Origin of the sequence: Bacillus sp. NP157 (assembly GCA_018889975.1) — a bacterium.
Lineage (GTDB): Bacteria > Pseudomonadota > Gammaproteobacteria > Xanthomonadales > Rhodanobacteraceae > Luteibacter.
Genome location: CP076546.1, coordinates 1670958 through 1687278, shown reverse-complemented (window position 1 = coordinate 1687278; position 16321 = coordinate 1670958). Strand labels below are relative to the sequence as shown.

The window sequence follows — 16321 nt, the reverse complement described above, 5'->3', positions numbered from 1 at the left end:
GCTCCAAGGACCTCCATGAAAGTCACGATCTTCGGTACCGGCTATGTTGGCCTCGTCACCGGGACCTGCCTCGCCGAGATGGGCAACCACGTGGTGTGCGTCGACGTGGACGCCGGGAAGGTCGAGCGCCTGAAGCAGGGCCACATCCCGATCTATGAGCCGGGCCTGGAACCCATGGTGCTGCGTAACCACGCGGAAGGCCGGCTTGAGTTCACCATCGATGCGCCGCCCGCGATCGCCCATGGTGAGCTGGTCTTCATCGCGGTCGGCACGCCGCCGGACGAAGATGGCAGCGCCGACCTGCAGTACGTGCTGGCGGTCGCCCGTACCATCGGCGACAACATTGATCGCTACACCGTGGTGGTGAACAAATCGACCGTGCCGGTGGGCACCGCCGACCGCGTACGCGCGGCCATCGCCGAGCGACTGCAAGCGCGTGGCGCCGACATTCCCTTCGATGTCGTCTCCAATCCCGAATTCCTCAAGGAAGGCGACGCGGTCGAAGATTGCATGCGCCCCGACCGGATCATCGTCGGAGCGTCCAGCCAGCGCGCCATCGGCGTGTTGCGCAAGCTCTACGCGGCGTTCAACCGCAACCACGACCGCATGGTGGTGATGGACGAGCGTTCCGCCGAGCTGACCAAGTACGCCGCCAATGCGATGCTGGCGACGAAGATCAGCTTCATGAACGAAATCGCCAACATCGCCGAGCATGTCGGCGCGGACGTCGAACTCGTGCGCCAGGGCATCGGCGCCGATCCGCGCATCGGCTACCACTTCATCTACCCCGGTGCGGGCTACGGTGGCTCGTGCTTCCCGAAGGACGTGCAGGCACTCGCACGCACCGCGCATTCGGTCGGCTACGACGCGAGGCTGCTGAACTCGGTCGAGGCGGTGAACGACGCACAGAAGTCGCGCCCGTTCGCCCTGCTGTCGAAGCATTTCGACGGCGCGCTGCAAGGCCGCACCATCGCGGTGTGGGGCCTCGCGTTCAAGCCCAACACCGATGACATGCGCGAGGCGTCCAGCCGTCGCCTGATCGAGCAACTCTGGGAGGCGGGCGCTTCGGTGCGCGCGTTCGACCCGGAGGCAGCCGACGAGACGCGGCGCATCTATGGCGAACGCGACGACCTCGTGCTCGTCGGCCGGCCGTACGAAGCCCTGGAAGGCGCCGACGCACTGGTCATCGTGACCGAGTGGAAGGCCTTCCGCAGCCCGGACTTCGCCCGCGTGAAGTCGATGCTCGGCACGCCTGTGATCATCGATGGCCGCAACCTGTACGATCCGGCGGCCGTCGAAGAGGCTGGCATTGCGTACTACGGCATCGGCCGTGGCCGCAGCCTGGCGGGTAAGCACCATGGGTGAGATCGACGATCGCGTGACGGAGCTGGAGGTGCGTCTTTCCTTCATCGACGACACCGTGAATGGCCTGTCTTCGGCGGACGCGGATATCGCGCGCCGCCTGGATATCCTGGAGCGGGCCCTGCGCGAGATGCGCTCGGACCTGGCCACCATGCGTGCGGGGATCGGCGGCGAAACCGCCAGCGAACCCCCGCCGCCGCACTACTGATTCGAAAGAGCCTTACCGAACATGGCAGATTCGCTGCGCGACCAGTTGTTGAAGAGCGGCCTCGTCAAGGAGATCCGCGAAGAGGCCCGTAAATCCGCGCCGCCGCCGAGGCAGGGTGGACAGCGCCCGCAGGGTGGCGGCAAGCCTGGCAAGGGCAATGGGCGCCCGCAGGGTGGCAAGGGCGCGTCAGCCCAGCGCCCGCCGCGCAAGGATGGCGAGATGGACCTGGCCAAGGCCTACGCCATCCGCGCGCAGACCGAAGCGGGCGAACGCCGCAAGGCCGAGGCCGAGGCGGCGGAAGTCGCCCGCCTGCGCAAGGAAAAGAAGCGCAAGATCGAAGAGCTGTTGAAAGGCAAGGCGCTGAACCTGGCCGACGCCGACCTGGTGCGTCACTTCCCGTATGGCGACAAGATCCGCCGCGTGCACGTCGATGCCACCCAGCTCGCCGCGATCAACGCCGGCACGCTCGGCGTCGTACAGCAGGGCGGCCGCTACCTCGTGGTCGACAAGGCGGTGATCGATGCGCTGGCCGATATCGGCCCGGAATTCATCGCGCTGATGGTCGATCCCCATGCGCCGACGTCCGAAGCCGACGACGGCGTGCCTGACGACCTCGTCTGGTAAGCGCCCAGCGAATGGCCGTCTTGTAGGAGCGCGCCTGCGCGCGACCGGTGCCCGACCGGTGCGCGACCTTCGCGCGCAGGCGCGCTCCTACACAGGTTGCGTCGCAAGTCAGGCCGGCGGCGTGGCCAGCTCGGGGTTGTCCCAGCCTTCTTTCTTCCCGAAGCGGGCGCCGTGTTTCTGCTCCAGCTTTGCCAGGCGTTCGCGGACGGCGGCGACGCCTTCCGTACGGACATACTGGATCGGGCCGCCGCGGAACGGGGCGAAGCCGGTGCCGAAGATCACGCCGGCATCGAGCAGGTCGGCATCGTCGACGACGCCCTCGGCCAGGCAGGCCACGGCTTCGTTGACCATCGGCAGGATCATCCGGTCCTGCAGGTCGCCGGGTGCCACGTAGTCGGGATCGACCTCGGGCTTGTCCGGCTTGCCGTCCTTCCAGACGTACAGGCCTTCGCCGTCCTTCTTGCCGCGCTTGTTCGCCGCGAGCTTCTCCTCGAGGCCCGCCGGCACTTCGAGGCCGAGGAACGGGGCAAGCTCCTTGCCGACCGATGCGCAGACGTCCAGGCCAACGGTGTCGGCCAGTTCGATCGGGCCCATCGGCATGCCGAACTTCTTCGCTTCCCGGTCGAGCACCGGGCCCGGCACGCCTTCGTTGTAGAGCCGCATCGCTTCCATCAGGTAGGGCATGAGGATGCGATTGACGAGGAAGCCCGGAGTGCCCTTCACCGGCACCGGCAGCTTGCCGATGGCCTTGCAGAAGGCCAGTGCGCGCTTTTCGATCGCCGGGTCGAGCTGGTCGTGCTTGACCACTTCCACCAGCGGCATCTGCGCCACCGGGTTGAAGAAGTGCAGGCCGAGGAATCGTTGCGGCGCGGCGAGCCCCTGGCGCAATTCATCGAGCGGGATCGACGACGTGTTGCTGGCGAGGATCTCGTCGGCGCGGAACTGCGGCTCGATGGTGGCGTAGAGCGCGTGCTTCGCTTCGGGATTCTCGAAGATGGCTTCGATGGCAAGGTCGGCATCGGCCACGCCCTTGCCTTCGACGTCGGCACGCAGGCGCGCCGTCGCCGCGTCGACCTTGGCGGCAGCCTTAAGTTTCTTCTCAAACATGGCGCGTGCGCGTTTGATCGCCGGTTCGACGAAGCGCAGTTCGCGATCCTGCAACGTGACCTCGAAACCCTTCAGGGCCGACCACGCGGCGATGTCGCCACCCATGGTGCCGGCGCCAACGACGTGAACGTGTTTGATGCCGTGGTCCACGCCGCCGCCCAGGCCTTTCAGCCGTTCCTGCAGGAAGAAGATGCGGATCAGGTTGCGCGCGGTGGGCGTGTTGGCGAGCTTCGCGACGGAGCGGGCTTCCAGCTTCAGCCGCTGCTGGATGTTGCCGCCGCCCTGGGCCCAGACGTCGATCAGCGCGAACGGCGCCGGATAGTGTTCCTTGCGGACCTTGGCGGCTGTCTGTTTGCGCACCATCGGGGCAAGGATCAGGCGGGCCGGCAGGGTGTTGGTCGCCCAGGCCTTGGCACGCAGCGCGAACGGGCGCGCCGATGGCCGCCTGGCCAGCTGGCGCGCTTCGGCGAGCAGCTCGTCGGGACGGGCGAGGCGATCGACCAGGCCGACCGCTTTCGCGCGGCGTGCGTTGAACGGCTTGCCGGTCAGCATGGCGGGCAGGGCGTCCGGTGCACCGATGAGGCGCGGCAGGCGTGCGCTGCCGCCCCAGCCGGGATGGATGCCGAGCATCACTTCGGGAAGGCCGATCTTCGTTGCGTCGTCATCGGCGGCGATGCGATAGCGGCAGGCGAGCGCGAGCTCGGTGCCACCACCCATGCACGCGCCGTGGATGGCCGCGACGGTGGGGAAGGGCAGCCGTGCCAGGTTCTCGAAGACGCGCTGGCCGTTCTCGATGTTCTCGAGCACCGTGCCCGTGTGCGCGTATTCGACGAACTCGCGGATGTCGGCGCCCACGGCGAAGCCGGACGGCTTGGTCGAGTGGATGACCACGCCCTTGGGCCCCTCGATGGCGAGGCGTTCCACCAGCGTGCCCAGTTCGTCCAGCACCTCGCGCGCCAGCGAGTTGGCGCTGGCGCCCTCGCGGTCGAGCGTGAGGACGACGATGCCGTCGTCGCCTTCGCTGGTCTTCCAGTGCTTGAATCGGAGTCCTTCGAACATGGCGATAGTGCTGTGGCGAATGAGCGCATCACCATACCTTCCCACCGGTCCGAATGCGAGATACCCCAGCGTACGGTGGCCCTCGACGGCCTTCGTGACGCCGGTCACGCAGTCGGCGAGCGTGTTGCGGCCCATCTGGCGCCCCGACCCGCGTTGGCACGATACTGGCTCCCTGTTCAGCCGCCAGATCACCCATGCCAGTGGATCCCCTCGCAGGAACGGATGTCTTCGACCGCATCCTCTCGGCCTCCGGCCCCCTGGTGGCGCTGAAGGCGGACGAGCTCCAGCCCCTCGTCGACCAGTTCCGGCTCGTGGCACGGCGCACCGGCCAGGCGGTTTACCTGTGGCGTTCGGGCGAAGGCCTCGTGAGCCTGCGCGACGCGCAGATGCGCGTACCGGGCTGTACCCGGCTGGGCGATGCCTTGCGATACATCCTGCAAAGCCTGCACTTCGGCGTGTACCTGCTGGACATGCCATCCGGCGTGCCCAGCGCGACCGACGGTGCACTTTTACGGCAACTTGCAAGGGCCCAGACCGGGCACGTCAGGCGCGTCGTCCTGCTGGATGCCAGCGCCAGCCTGCTGGCTACGTTCGACGACGACATCATCCGCGTGGACGCGAATCGCAGCGCGCGATCGGCCGCGCCGCGCCTGCGCGACGGCCGGTGGGTGGTCTGACGCCGATGATGTCCGTTCCCGAATCCACCGGCGTCCTGATTTTCACCCCACGGCGAGAGATGCGCCGCGCGGTGTTCGATGCCCTCGACGCCGACGGCGACTTCGTCCTGCTGAGCGCCCGCGATGCACTGCAGCTCGACGCCTTGCTCGCCGATGCGCCCCCTCTCCAGGTGGCCGTGGTCGGCGGCGAAGGCACCGAGGACGTGCGCACGGGCCTTGAGATCCTGCGTAGTTTCAGCGCCTATCGCGGTCTTCCGATCGTGTACCTGGTGCCTGACGGCCCGCTGGCCGTCGCGCCCGACGACGGCGCAGGCTGGCTGCGCGAGAGCGCGATCGCCGCGGAACTGGCGCAGCGCGTGCGCAGCGTGGTGGCCGTCGAGACGTCGCCGCAGCAGGTCGATGCGACGCCCGACTATCGATTCGCCTTCGACGCCGGCGCCGCATGGGTCGTCGCCCACGCGGCCGACGGCTGCATCGTCGACGCCGGCGCGGGCATGCTGCGCCTGTGCGCCGAGGACACGCCGATCCACGGCCGCCTGCTCCGCGATGTCTTCCACATGCTCGATGGCGCCGCCTGGCCTGTTCCCGACGGCAACGGGCTGGCCTGCGTGATGCATCGCGCCGACGGGGTCGAGATTCCCGGCGAGGTGGATGTACGTCACCTCGTGGATGCCTCCGGCCACCGCCTCGCGGTGGCGTTTCGCGACATGCGTGCCGCCGATACCGCGGCGCGGGCGCTTTCGCTGTTGTCGGTGCTCGATGCCTGCCCAAGCGACGACGAGGGCCTGGGCGAAACGGCGGCGATGCTGGCCGATGCGCTCGACCTCGACGTGGTCGGCATCTGGTCGGCGTTGCCTGAAAGCGATGCGACCCCCGTGGTGGTCGCGCGCATCTGGAACGGCCCCGGCCACGTCGACTGGGCCGATCCGTCCAACCTTCCGCTGTTGAAGTTATGCCTGGGTGGCGAAGCCCTCGTGCGGCTCGGCGACGGCCACGGTGAAGCCCTCGCCGATCCGCTGGTGGAAGCGCTCGGCCTGACGGCCTTCGTGTTCCTGCCCTTGCTGGACGAGCGGCGCAACCCGATCGGCGCCATGCTGGCCGGCCGCCGTCGCGCGGCAGGTGACGGCCGTGTCTTCGAACTGGCGCTGCGTGCCGCCTCCACGCGCTTCAGCGCAGCGCTCGAACTGCGCCGCGCTCGCGACCAGGGCCGCGAGCGTGGGCTGGTCGATTCGCTGACCGGGTTGCCGAATCGCCTGCTGTTCCACGACCGGCTGGAGACGACGATCCGCGAGGCGGGGCGCACCGGCGAACTGTTCGCCGTGCTGCTGGTCGACCTCGACCGCTTCAAGGGCATCAACGAAACGCTGGGGCACGCCGTGGGCGACCAGGTGCTCTCGGCGGCGGCACGGCGGCTGCGCGCCAGCGTGCGCGGCTCCGACACCGTTGCCCGCTACGCTGGCGATGAATTCACCCTCGTCCTGCGCCACATCATCAAGCGCGAAGACGTACTGCGCATCGCCGAAAAGATCGTCCAGGCGATGGAGGTCCCCGTAGCCCTCGACGACGGCACCGACCTGCAGGTCACGGTGTCGGTCGGCATCGCCTTCTTCCCCGACGATGCGGTGGATGGCGAGCTGTTGCTGCGCCACGCCGACGAAGCGATGTACGGCGCCAAGAGCCTCGGCCGCAACAATTACCAGGTGTACGCCGCCAACGTCGACACCGCCCAGCAACAGCAGGGCGAGCTGAAGGCGCGCCTGCGCCACGCGGAACGCAATGGCGAGCTGCGCGTGTTCTACCAGCCCCAGGTCGACGCAATCAGCGAAGACATCGTCGGGATGGAGGCGCTGGTGCGCTGGGAGCATCCCGAACTGGGCATGATCAGCCCGGCGTTCTTCATCCCGCTGGCGGAGGCGAGCGGGCTGATCGTGCCGATTGGCGAGTGGGTGCTGCGGACCGCGTGCGCGCAGGCGGCGATCTGGCAGGAACGCTTCGGCATGGGCCTGCGGCTGGGCGTGAACCTTTCGGCCGTGCAGCTGATGCAGCCTGATTTTGCCGGCACGGTGGCGGCGGCGTTGCGTGACACCGGGCTGGAGGCGTCGTTGCTGGAGCTTGAAGTCACCGAGAGCATCAGCGTAAAGACGGTGCCGCACCTGGTCGAGACCCTGGACGCGTTGCACGCCATGGGCTGCCGAATTGCCATCGACGACTTTGGCACCGGCGCAGCCTCGCTCGATTACCTGCGGCGGCTGCCGGCGGACAGGATCAAGATCGACCAGAGCTTCGTCCGCAACATTGGCGTGGACCCCGACGACGAAGCGATCGTCCGCGCCACCATCGACATGGCCCACCGGCTCAAGCGTGGCGTGGTGGCCGAGGGCGTGGAAGTGGAGCAGCACCTGCAGTTCCTCCGCGCAAATGGCTGCGACGAGTTGCAGGGCTATCTGTTCTGCCGTCCGCTGCCCACGGTGACCTTCGACAAGCTGCTGGCCGAGCGCGAGCGGCTGGTCACGGAAGGCCAGGCCCCCGCGCTGGCCTAGGCGCCGTGCCGGATAGACAGGCCGGGTTGAGCTTGCTTGGCCTATCCTCTGTTTTTCATGAGGATTTGGCGCTGCCCGGTGAACTTGTGGGCGCGTCACATGTCTCAGCTGCGCCCGCGACTGGCCCGTAATGAGTTAAGGAGACGGCCCGGATGGGCGAAAACGAACTGGATCAAGCACTTGTCGAACGCGTTCAGCAGGGAGACCGGCGCGCCTTCGACTTGCTTGTCCGCAAATACCAGCACAAGGTCGTTGCGCTGATCTCGCGCTACGTCCATGACTGGACGGAATGCGAAGACATCGCCCAGGAGGCGTTCGTGCGCGCCTGGCGGGCCCTCGGCTCGTTCCGCGGCGAAAGTGCTTTCTATACATGGCTTTACAAGATCGCCGTCAACACCGCCAAGAACCACCTGGTGGCCATGGGCCGGCGCCCGCCGACCGGCGATATCGACGTCGAGGACGCCGTTTACGTGCCCGGGGCGACCCGGATGCATGAAAGCGCCACGCCCGAACGTGAAATGATGCGGGAACAGGTGGAACAAACGGTGTTTTCTACTGTCCAAGCCTTGCCTGAAGAACTTCGGGCCGCGATTACCCTGCGCGAGGTGGACGGCAAGAGCTACGAAGAGATCGCCGCCATCATGGACTGCCCCATTGGGACCGTCCGATCGCGTATTTTCAGGGCCCGCGAGGCCATTGATCAAAAATTGCGGCCGTTGTTGTCCGACCGCGAGGACCAGAACCCATGAGTGAAGCCAATCGGGAAATTCTCTCTGCCGGCATGGATGGAGAGCTGTCACGGGAGGAAATCCGTTTCCTGCTGCGTCGCCTCGATGCCGATCCGGCGTTGGCGCAGGCGTGGTCGCGCTATCACGTGGGAGCGGACGGCGTCCGTGGCGAAGTGGCTCCGCTGGCGTCCGCGGGCTTTGCCAGCCGGGTGATGGCCGCGATCGACGCGGAAGCCAGCGTGACGGGTACCGCCGCCGCGCCGCGCCGCCGCTGGCTGCACTGGTCGGCCGGTGGCGCCATCGCGGCCAGCGTGGCCATGGCCGCATTGATGGTGTCGCAGCCAGCGGGTAACCACGGAGCCGCGCCGGACGTAGCCCAGCACGCCACCGCACCCAGCGGCGACGTCGTGGCCGACGTGGCAGCGGAACCGGCCGCCGCGCCCGTCGCGCCGCAGTGGCTGAGCGGTAATGTCGCTTCGCAGTTCACCCAGAAGGCCGCGTTCGACAGTTCGTCCGACGATGCCGCCACGGCTTACCTGCCGCGCTCGACGCCTTACCAGATCCAGCGTGCTGGCTCGCAGGACAGCAACCATGGTTACGACCTGCTCCTGACCCGTCCCGACGGCTCGCGCTACGTGCGTGCCCAGGCAGCGCCGGCCGCCCAGGCCCGCTGACGCGTCACCCGAGGCGCGCCGCCCGTCCCGCGGCGCGCCTTCTCTCCCCCCTTTAGATAGCTCGCGCGGCGTCCGGCCGCACGGGCGGCCATGCAACGAAACGGAGGAAGTACCCATGGCATCCTGGCAAGCACGCGCACTGCTTGGTAGCGGACTGGTCGTAGCAAGCCTCGGCGCGCAAGCGCAGGCGTTGCCCGACTTCACTGGCATCGTCGAGAAGAACGCACCTGCGGTCGTCCACGTCGAAGCGAAGTCTTCGGGTGGCCCGGCGCGAAAAGGGGCTGGACGCGGCGCCGACGCACCGCAGGACGACCAGGAAGACCTGCTGCGCCGCTTCTTCGGCATGCCGGGCATGCCTTCCCAGCCGCGCGAACAGACCTCGCTAGGCTCGGGGTTCGTCATCTCCGCCGACGGTTACATCCTGACCAACGACCACGTCGTGGACGATGCCGACGAGGTCAAGGTGCGCCTGCAGGACCGCCGCAGCTTCACCGCCAAGGTCGTCGGCAAGGATCCGCAGTACGACATCGCCTTGCTCAAGGTCGACGCCAGTGCGCTGCCGACGGTCACCATCGGCGATTCGCGCTCGGTGAAGCGCGGCCAGTGGGCGCTGGCCATCGGCTCGCCGTTCGGCCTGGACGCGACCGTGACCCACGGCATCATCAGTGCCGTCGGTCGTAACCTCGGCAGCGGCGACCAGCCGTATACCTCGTTCATCCAGACCGACGTGCCGATCAATCGCGGCAACTCCGGCGGCCCGCTCTTCAACCTGCAGGGCCAGGTGATCGGCGTGAACTCGCAGATTTATTCCACGTCGGGTGGCTACCAGGGCCTTTCGTTCTCCATCCCGATCGACGTGGCCATGAACGTGGTCCAGCAGATCAAGGAGAAGGGCTATGTGTCGCGCGGCATGCTCGGTGTCACCGTGCAGCCGGTCGACCAGTTTGTGAAAAACCTCAACCTGCCGGATGCCAATGGCGCCCTGGTGGCCCAGGTGACGCCGGGCAGCGGTGCGGACAAGGCCGGGCTGAAGCAGGGCGACGTGATCCTCGGCTTCAACGGCGCGCCGATCACCCAGTCGGTCGACCTGCCGCCGCTGGTCGGCATGACCCGGCCGGGCTCGATGGCGAAGGTCGACATCCTCCGCGATGGCAAGAAGCAGGCGGTGGACGTGAAAGTGGGTGAATTGCCCCGCGACAAGAAGGGCCTGGCCGACGCCACGGGCGCTGCGGCACCCGGCGGCTCCGCGTCGGCGCTGGGCCTCGCGGTCGAGGACCTGGACGCGCAGACCCGTTCGGACCTTGGCCTGAAGGCGGGTGAGGGCGTGGTCGTCGGCAAGGTGACGGGCCAGGCGGCCCTGGCGGCTGGCCTGCAGCCGGGCGACGTGATCCTGATGGTGAACCAGAAGCGCACCGGCAGCACCGCGACCTTCCGCGACGCGGTGAAAGGCATCAAGTCCGGCGACACCGCCATGCTCCTGGTCCGCCGCGACGACACCACCCGCTTCGTCGGGGTCACCGTGCCCTGAGTCAGTTCCGCGCGGCGCTCGGGCCTGGTCGCAGTACCAGCCCGCAGCGCGGCGCTCGGGCGTGCTCGCAGGAAGAGCCCTCGGCGCCTACCCTCGCTGCTCAGACAGCGTTCTGGCGTGCGACAGGGAGGGGCTGCTCCGCAGCCCGTTTTCTTATTGGCCTACGGCCGCGCACCGGGTGCCGGGCGGAGGTTCTTGATTCGGCATCCTGCCTCAACAAGAACGGCCGGCCATCGTGGCCGGCCCCCTTCGGGCTTCTTCCGCCCGGCCCCCTCGCCGCCACGAACTCGCCTCGAGGGTAGGCACCGAGGGCTCTTCCTCGACGTTCCCGCACGCTGGGTCGGACGGCCGCCGTTGTAGGAGCGCGCCTGCGCGCGAATGAGGTTGCCTAAAGGCATCAGATTTCAGAGCCCAGGATCGCCATTCTGATGCGATTCGACGGCGTTCGCATGAATCGGTGAATCAGGTTCCATCATCCCGGCCCTGTCGACCAATCGCGCGCAGGCGCGCTCCTACAACGACAAGCAGCGTCGGGCCAGGCCCCAAGCCGGTTTCCTGCATGTCGCGCGCGTACTGCAAGAACAGCCCTCGGCGCCCACCCTCGAGGCGAGTTCCGCACAAGCGAGCGCCCGTAGGGCAATCAAATACATGGGCCGCGGCTGCGGCCAACCCTGTCGAGCGCGGAGGACCTGTCTGAGCAGCGAGGGTGGGCGCCGAGGGCTGGTCCTGCGACCACGTCCGAGCGCTGCGGGGAAATTGGGGACTGAGGGGGCCCAATCGCGCGCAGGCGCGCTCCTACGGGGCGGGGCATGCGATAATACCTGATTCGCACCGGCCAAGGCGGCTGGTGCGCGTCGTTCGCGCCGCGAGCGATGGTGAACGTGAACACGGCGCTCCATGGAACTTATTCGCAACTTCTCCATCATTGCCCACATCGACCACGGCAAGTCGACGCTGGCCGACCGCATCATCCAGCTGTGCGGCGGCCTGTCCGAGCGCGAAATGGAAGCGCAGGTCCTCGACAACAACCCGATCGAGCGCGAGCGCGGCATCACCATCAAGGCCCAGTCCGTCTCGCTGCCGTACACGGCACGCGACGGCAAGACCTACCAGCTCAACTTCATCGACACCCCCGGCCACGTCGACTTCAGCTACGAAGTCAGCCGCTCGCTGTCCGCCTGCGAGGGCGCGCTGCTGGTGGTGGACGCGGCACAGGGCGTCGAGGCGCAGTCGGTCGCCAACTGCTACACGGCGATCGAGCAGGGCCTGGAAGTCATCCCGGTGCTCAACAAGATCGACCTGCCGACCGCCGACATCGACAAGGCCAAGGCCGAAATCGAGGCCGTGATCGGCCTGGACGCCTCCGACGCGATCCCGGTCAGCGCCAAGACCGGCCAGAACGTCGTTGAAGTGCTCGAGGCGATCATCCACCGTATCCCCGCGCCCAAGCCCGGCAACACCGACAAGCTGCAGGCGCTGATCATCGACTCGTGGTTCGACAATTACCTGGGCGTGGTCTCGCTGGTGCGCGTGATGCAGGGCGAGATCAAGCCGGGCGACAAGATCCTGGTCATGTCCACCGGCCGTACCCACCTGGTCGACGACGTCGGCGTGTTCACCCCGAAGCGGAAGAAACTCGAGAAGCTCGCCGCCGGGGAAGTGGGCTGGATCAACGCCTCGATCAAGGACGTGCATGGCGCGCCGGTCGGCGACACCCTGACCCATGCCGGCAAGCCCGCCGACGCGCCCCTGCCGGGCTTCCAGACCATGCAGCCGCGCGTGTTCGCCGGCTTGTTCCCGGTCTCGGCGGACGATTACCCGGCCCTGCGCGAGGCCCTCGACAAGCTGCGCCTCAACGACGCGGCGATGTTCTTCGAGCCGGAAAGCTCCGAGGCCATGGGCTTCGGTTTCCGTTGCGGCTTTCTCGGCATGCTGCACATGGAAATCGTGCAGGAGCGCCTCGAGCGCGAATATGACCTCGACCTGATCACGACGGCACCGACGGTGGTGTACGAAGTGGCCAAGACCGACGGCACCGTGCTGGACATGGATAACCCGGCCAAGCTGCCCCCGCCGCAGCAGATCCTGGAAATCCGCGAGCCGATCATCGTCGCGAACATCCTCACGCCGGCCGAGTACGTCGGCAACGTGATCAAGCTGTGCGAAGAAAAGCGCGGCGTGCAGCGGTCCATCCAGTACCTGGCCACCCAGGTGCAGATCACCTACGAACTACCGCTGGCGGAAGTCGTCCTGGATTTCTTCGATCGCCTGAAGTCGGTGTCCCGTGGCTATGCGTCCATGGACTACCACCTCGATCGTTTCGATGCCGGCCCGTTCGTCCGCGTCGACATCCTGATCAACGGCGATCGCGTCGATGCGCTGAGCCTGATCGTGCACCGTTCGCATGCGGATCGTCGCGGCCGCGAACTGGTCGAGCGGATGAAGGACCTGATTCCGCGCCAGCAGTTCGACGTGGCGATCCAGGCGGCCATCGGCGCCGCGGTCATCGCCCGTTCAACGGTGAAGGCCCTGCGCAAGAACGTCCTGGCCAAGTGCTACGGCGGCGACATCTCGCGCAAGAAGAAGCTGCTTGAGAAGCAGAAAGAAGGCAAGAAGCGCATGAAGCAGGTTGGCTCCGTGGAAATCCCGCAGGAAGCCTTCCTGGCCGTGCTGAAGGTCGACAAATAAGCCGCCCTCCCGCGGCAGCATGACGTTTTACCCATGGAAACCCGGCGCCGGATGCGCCGGAATGGGGCCCCGGGCCCTTTCACACGACTAACGGAGATGGCATGGCGGCAATCGATTTCTCGGCGTTCCTGCTTGGGCTGACGGTCCTTTTTGGCGTCATCTGGCTGGTTGACCGCCTTTTCCTGGCCAAGGGCCGCCGTGCCCGCGCCGAAGCCCAGGGCAGCGAGATCCCCGAGCCGTGGCCGGTCGACTGGGCCCGCTCGCTGTTCCCGGTCATCCTCGTGGTGCTAATCCTGCGCTCGTTCGTGGCCGAGCCGTTCCGGATCCCCTCCGGCTCGATGATGCCGACCCTGGACGTAGGCGACTTCATCCTGGTCAACAAGTTCTCCTACGGCCTGCGCATGCCGGCCTTCAACAACAAGCTGGTCGAAAACGGCGAGCCGCGTGCCGGCGACGTCGTGGTCTTCCGCTTCCCGGGCTACCGCTGCCCGGATGGCAATGGCCATATCGTCCGCAGCGGCGACATCACCTGCCAGAACCCGGACACCCCGGTGCCCAGCGAAAACTGGATCAAGCGCGTGATCGGCGTCCCCGGCGACCGGATCGAGACCCGCGGCAGCGAGCTGTTCATCAACGGCGAGCGCGTGCCGATGGACGAGCTGGGCCCGTACAAGGGCGACGACAAGCAGATGGAAGACCACCTGCTGATGAGCTACGGCTCGAAGCTGTACACCGAGCACCTGGGCAGCATCACCCATACCATCGCGCTGACCCCGGCCTATAACGTGCCTATGGACATCCCCAACGCGGCGGTACCCTCCGAAGTGCCCAAGGGCTGCTACATCGTGATGGGCGACAACCGCATGAACAGCACCGACAGCCGCTGGTGGGGTTGCATGCCGGAGGAAAACCTCGTAGGCAAGGCCTTCTTCGTCTGGCTGGCCTGGCGCGGCTTCGATAACGGCGTCAGCGGTCTGTTCGACTTCTCGCGCATGGGCAAGGTCATCCATTGACCGAACGGTGGCCCCCGTCACGGCACCGGGCGTTGCACCCTGCGCCGGACAAGGTAATCTCCGCTGCGGGGCACGTGTGTGCCCCGTGGGTAATTACCGAATCAAACAGGGGAGCCGCCTCGCGCGGCAGGGCCAAGAACATGAAATCCAGGCAGTCGGGCATCACGCTCATCGGTTTCGCCATTCTTCTCCTCGTGCTGGGCTTCTTCGCCTACATGGCGATGAAGCTGGTGCCGTCGTACATCGAGTACTTTGGCGTGGTGAAAGCCATGAACCAGATGTCGACCGAGGGCGGCAATGACGATGTCGAGCAGGTTCGCCGCCAGCTCGCCTTCAAGATGAGCTTCCAGTACGTGGACGACTCCACGATCAAGCCGAAGGACGTAACAATCGTCCGCACGAACAACGCTAGCGAGATGCGCGTCGCCTACGACAAGCGCATCCCGTTTCTTTACAACATCGACTTCCTGCTTCATTTCGAGAAGTCGGTGCCGCTCCGCAGCGTCGCCGCTGGGTAATGAGGTTCCGTGGAATTCCCGCACCGTTTTCGTGATCCTGCGCTCGCGACCCTGGCACTGACCCACCGCAGCGCCGGGAAGCCGAACAACGAACGGATGGAATTCCTTGGCGACGCCCTGTTGGGCGTCATGGTCGCCGAGCTGCTGTTCGAGGTGCATCCGTATGCGAGCGAAGGCGAGCTTTCGCGCCTGCGCTCGCAGCTGGTCAACGGCCAGGCGCTCGCCGTCGTCGCGCGCGACCTCGACCTCGGCGATCGCCTCAAACTCGGCCCGGGTGAACTGAAAAGCGGCGGTTTTCGCCGCGATTCCATCCTGGCCGATGCTTTCGAAGCCATGGTGGCCGCCGTCTACCTCGACGACGGCTACGATGCCTGTCGCCAGGTCGTGCGCAGGCTCTTCACGCCACGCGTGGGAGAACTGAAACGCTCCAGCAAGGACGCCAAGACGCGCCTGCAGGAATGGTTGCAGGGCAGGGGCTTGCCGCTGCCCACCTATGAACTTACCGACAGCTACGGGGAGGACCATGCCAAGGTCTTCGACGTGTGCTGTGCCATCGAACAACCGGAAGCCATCCGCACCGAAGGGCGCGGAGGCAGCCGGCGCGCCGCCGAACAGGATGCCGCCGAGGCGGTGCTCCGCCGGCTGCTGGAAACCAAGCCATGAATGATATCGATACCGAAACCACCGAGTCCCCCGTCAACGACGACTTCCGCTGTGGCTACGTCGCCCTGGTCGGTCGGCCCAACGTGGGCAAGTCCACGCTGCTGAACGCCATGATCGGCGTGCGCCTGAGCATCGTCAGCCATCGCCCGCAGACGACCCGCCACCGCATCCTCGGCATCGCGACCAAGCCGGAAGGGCAGATCCTCTACGTCGACACGCCGGGCCTGCATCGGGGTGCCAAGCGCGCCATGAACCGCAGCCTCAACCGTGCCGCGCGTGCCGCCGTCACCGAGGTCGACCTCGGCGTGCAGGTGATCGAAGCCGGTCGCTGGACCGACGAAGACGCCGCCATGTACCAGGCGCTCGCCGAGCAGGAAGGCATGCCCAAGCTGCTTGCGATCAACAAGGTCGACCTGCAGAAGGACAAGACGGCCATGTTGCCGTTCGTCGCCGACCTGATGCAGAAGCATCCGTTCGACGAGGTCTATTACGTCAGCGCGCTGAAGTCCAAGGGCCTGGAAGGGCTCGAGAAGGGCATCATGACGCGCCTGCCGCAGCAGCCGGCGGTCTACGGCGAAGACGAGATCACCGACCGCAGCGAACGCTTCCTCGCCGCGGAAATGGTCCGTGAGCAGCTGATGCTTCGCCTCGACCAGGAACTGCCGTACGCCACCACCGTGGAGATCGAAGGCTTCCACGATCGCCCGGACGGCATGGCCGAAGTGCATGCGGTGATCTGGGTCGAGCGCGACGGCCAGAAGGCCATCGTGATCGGCAACGGTGGTGCGCAGCTCAAGGCGATCGGCACCTCGGCGCGCCGCGCCATGGAAACCCTGTTCGAGCGGAAGGTCTTCCTGAAGCTGTGGGTGAAGGTGCGCGAAGGCTGGGCCGACGACGAGAACCTGCTCAAGCGTTTCGGTTACGAATAAGCC

General features: G+C 66.7%; 14 protein-coding genes. 13 read left to right on the top strand and 1 reads right to left on the bottom strand.

Translation table 11 applies throughout. The features are described from left to right. Window positions 1-15 precede the first annotated feature (15 nt). From KPL74_07565 to KPL74_07555, 3 genes are read left to right on the top strand one after another with little or no spacing between them, the layout of a single operon-like run. The gene (locus KPL74_07565) at window positions 16-1365 is read left to right on the top strand and encodes a UDP-glucose/GDP-mannose dehydrogenase family protein (GenBank protein ID QWT21856.1); all 1350 of its coding nucleotides are present in this window, start codon (window positions 16-18) and stop codon (window positions 1363-1365) included. After that, window positions 1358-1570 carry a SlyX family protein gene (locus KPL74_07560; GenBank protein ID QWT21855.1) on the top strand — a complete coding sequence of 71 codons (213 nt, stop codon included), beginning with the start codon at window positions 1358-1360 and terminating at the stop codon, window positions 1568-1570. The genes KPL74_07565 and KPL74_07560 overlap by 8 nt, the downstream gene beginning before the upstream one ends. Window positions 1571-1591: 21 nt before the next feature. Next, on the top strand, window positions 1592-2194 hold the full coding sequence (locus KPL74_07555; protein ID QWT21854.1) for a DUF2058 family protein: 603 nt from the start codon (window positions 1592-1594) through the stop codon (window positions 2192-2194). A gap of 108 nt (window positions 2195-2302) precedes the next feature. Here KPL74_07555 and KPL74_07550 read toward each other — a convergent pair whose 3' ends face one another. Then, the gene (locus KPL74_07550) at window positions 2303-4360 is read right to left on the bottom strand and encodes an enoyl-CoA hydratase/isomerase family protein (GenBank protein ID QWT21853.1); all 2058 of its coding nucleotides are present in this window, start codon (window positions 4358-4360) and stop codon (window positions 2303-2305) included. A 194-nt stretch (window positions 4361-4554) separates the two neighbouring features. Between KPL74_07550 and KPL74_07545 the strand changes: the two genes are divergently transcribed. The 10 genes from KPL74_07545 to era all read left to right on the top strand — a co-directional run bounded on the left by KPL74_07545 (window position 4555) and on the right by era (window position 16318). Continuing rightward, entirely contained in the window at window positions 4555-5037 is a 483-nt protein-coding gene (locus KPL74_07545; protein QWT21852.1) for a hypothetical protein, read from the top strand. 5 nt (window positions 5038-5042) lie between these two features. Further along, entirely contained in the window at window positions 5043-7577 is a 2535-nt protein-coding gene (locus KPL74_07540) for a bifunctional diguanylate cyclase/phosphodiesterase (protein QWT21851.1), read from the top strand. 152 nt (window positions 7578-7729) lie between these two features. After that, on the top strand, window positions 7730-8326 hold the full coding sequence (rpoE, locus tag KPL74_07535) for an RNA polymerase sigma factor RpoE (protein ID QWT21850.1): 597 nt from the start codon (window positions 7730-7732) through the stop codon (window positions 8324-8326). Next, a complete protein-coding gene (locus KPL74_07530; GenBank protein ID QWT21849.1) occupies window positions 8323-8979 on the top strand; it encodes a sigma-E factor negative regulatory protein in 657 nt (218 codons plus the stop codon). The genes rpoE and KPL74_07530 overlap by 4 nt, the downstream gene beginning before the upstream one ends. Before the next feature lie 115 nt (window positions 8980-9094). Beyond that, window positions 9095-10507: a Do family serine endopeptidase gene (locus tag KPL74_07525; protein QWT21848.1), complete on the top strand. Its 1413-nt coding sequence runs from the start codon at window positions 9095-9097 to the stop codon at window positions 10505-10507. Window positions 10508-11404: 897 nt separating this feature from the next. Next, complete coding sequence (gene lepA, locus KPL74_07520; protein QWT21847.1) at window positions 11405-13195, top strand: translation elongation factor 4; 1791 nt, start codon at window positions 11405-11407, stop codon at window positions 13193-13195. Window positions 13196-13296: 101 nt separating this feature from the next. Further along, window positions 13297-14208: a signal peptidase I gene (lepB, locus tag KPL74_07515; protein QWT21846.1), complete on the top strand. Its 912-nt coding sequence runs from the start codon at window positions 13297-13299 to the stop codon at window positions 14206-14208. A gap of 140 nt (window positions 14209-14348) precedes the next feature. Further along, window positions 14349-14726, top strand: coding sequence for a DUF4845 domain-containing protein (locus KPL74_07510; protein ID QWT21845.1), 378 nt, complete (start codon window positions 14349-14351; stop codon window positions 14724-14726). 9 nt (window positions 14727-14735) lie between these two features. After that, window positions 14736-15389: a ribonuclease III gene (rnc, locus tag KPL74_07505; GenBank protein ID QWT21844.1), complete on the top strand. Its 654-nt coding sequence runs from the start codon at window positions 14736-14738 to the stop codon at window positions 15387-15389. Beyond that, a complete protein-coding gene (gene era, locus KPL74_07500; GenBank protein QWT21843.1) occupies window positions 15386-16318 on the top strand; it encodes a GTPase Era in 933 nt (310 codons plus the stop codon). The genes rnc and era overlap by 4 nt, the downstream gene beginning before the upstream one ends. Window positions 16319-16321 lie beyond the last annotated feature (3 nt).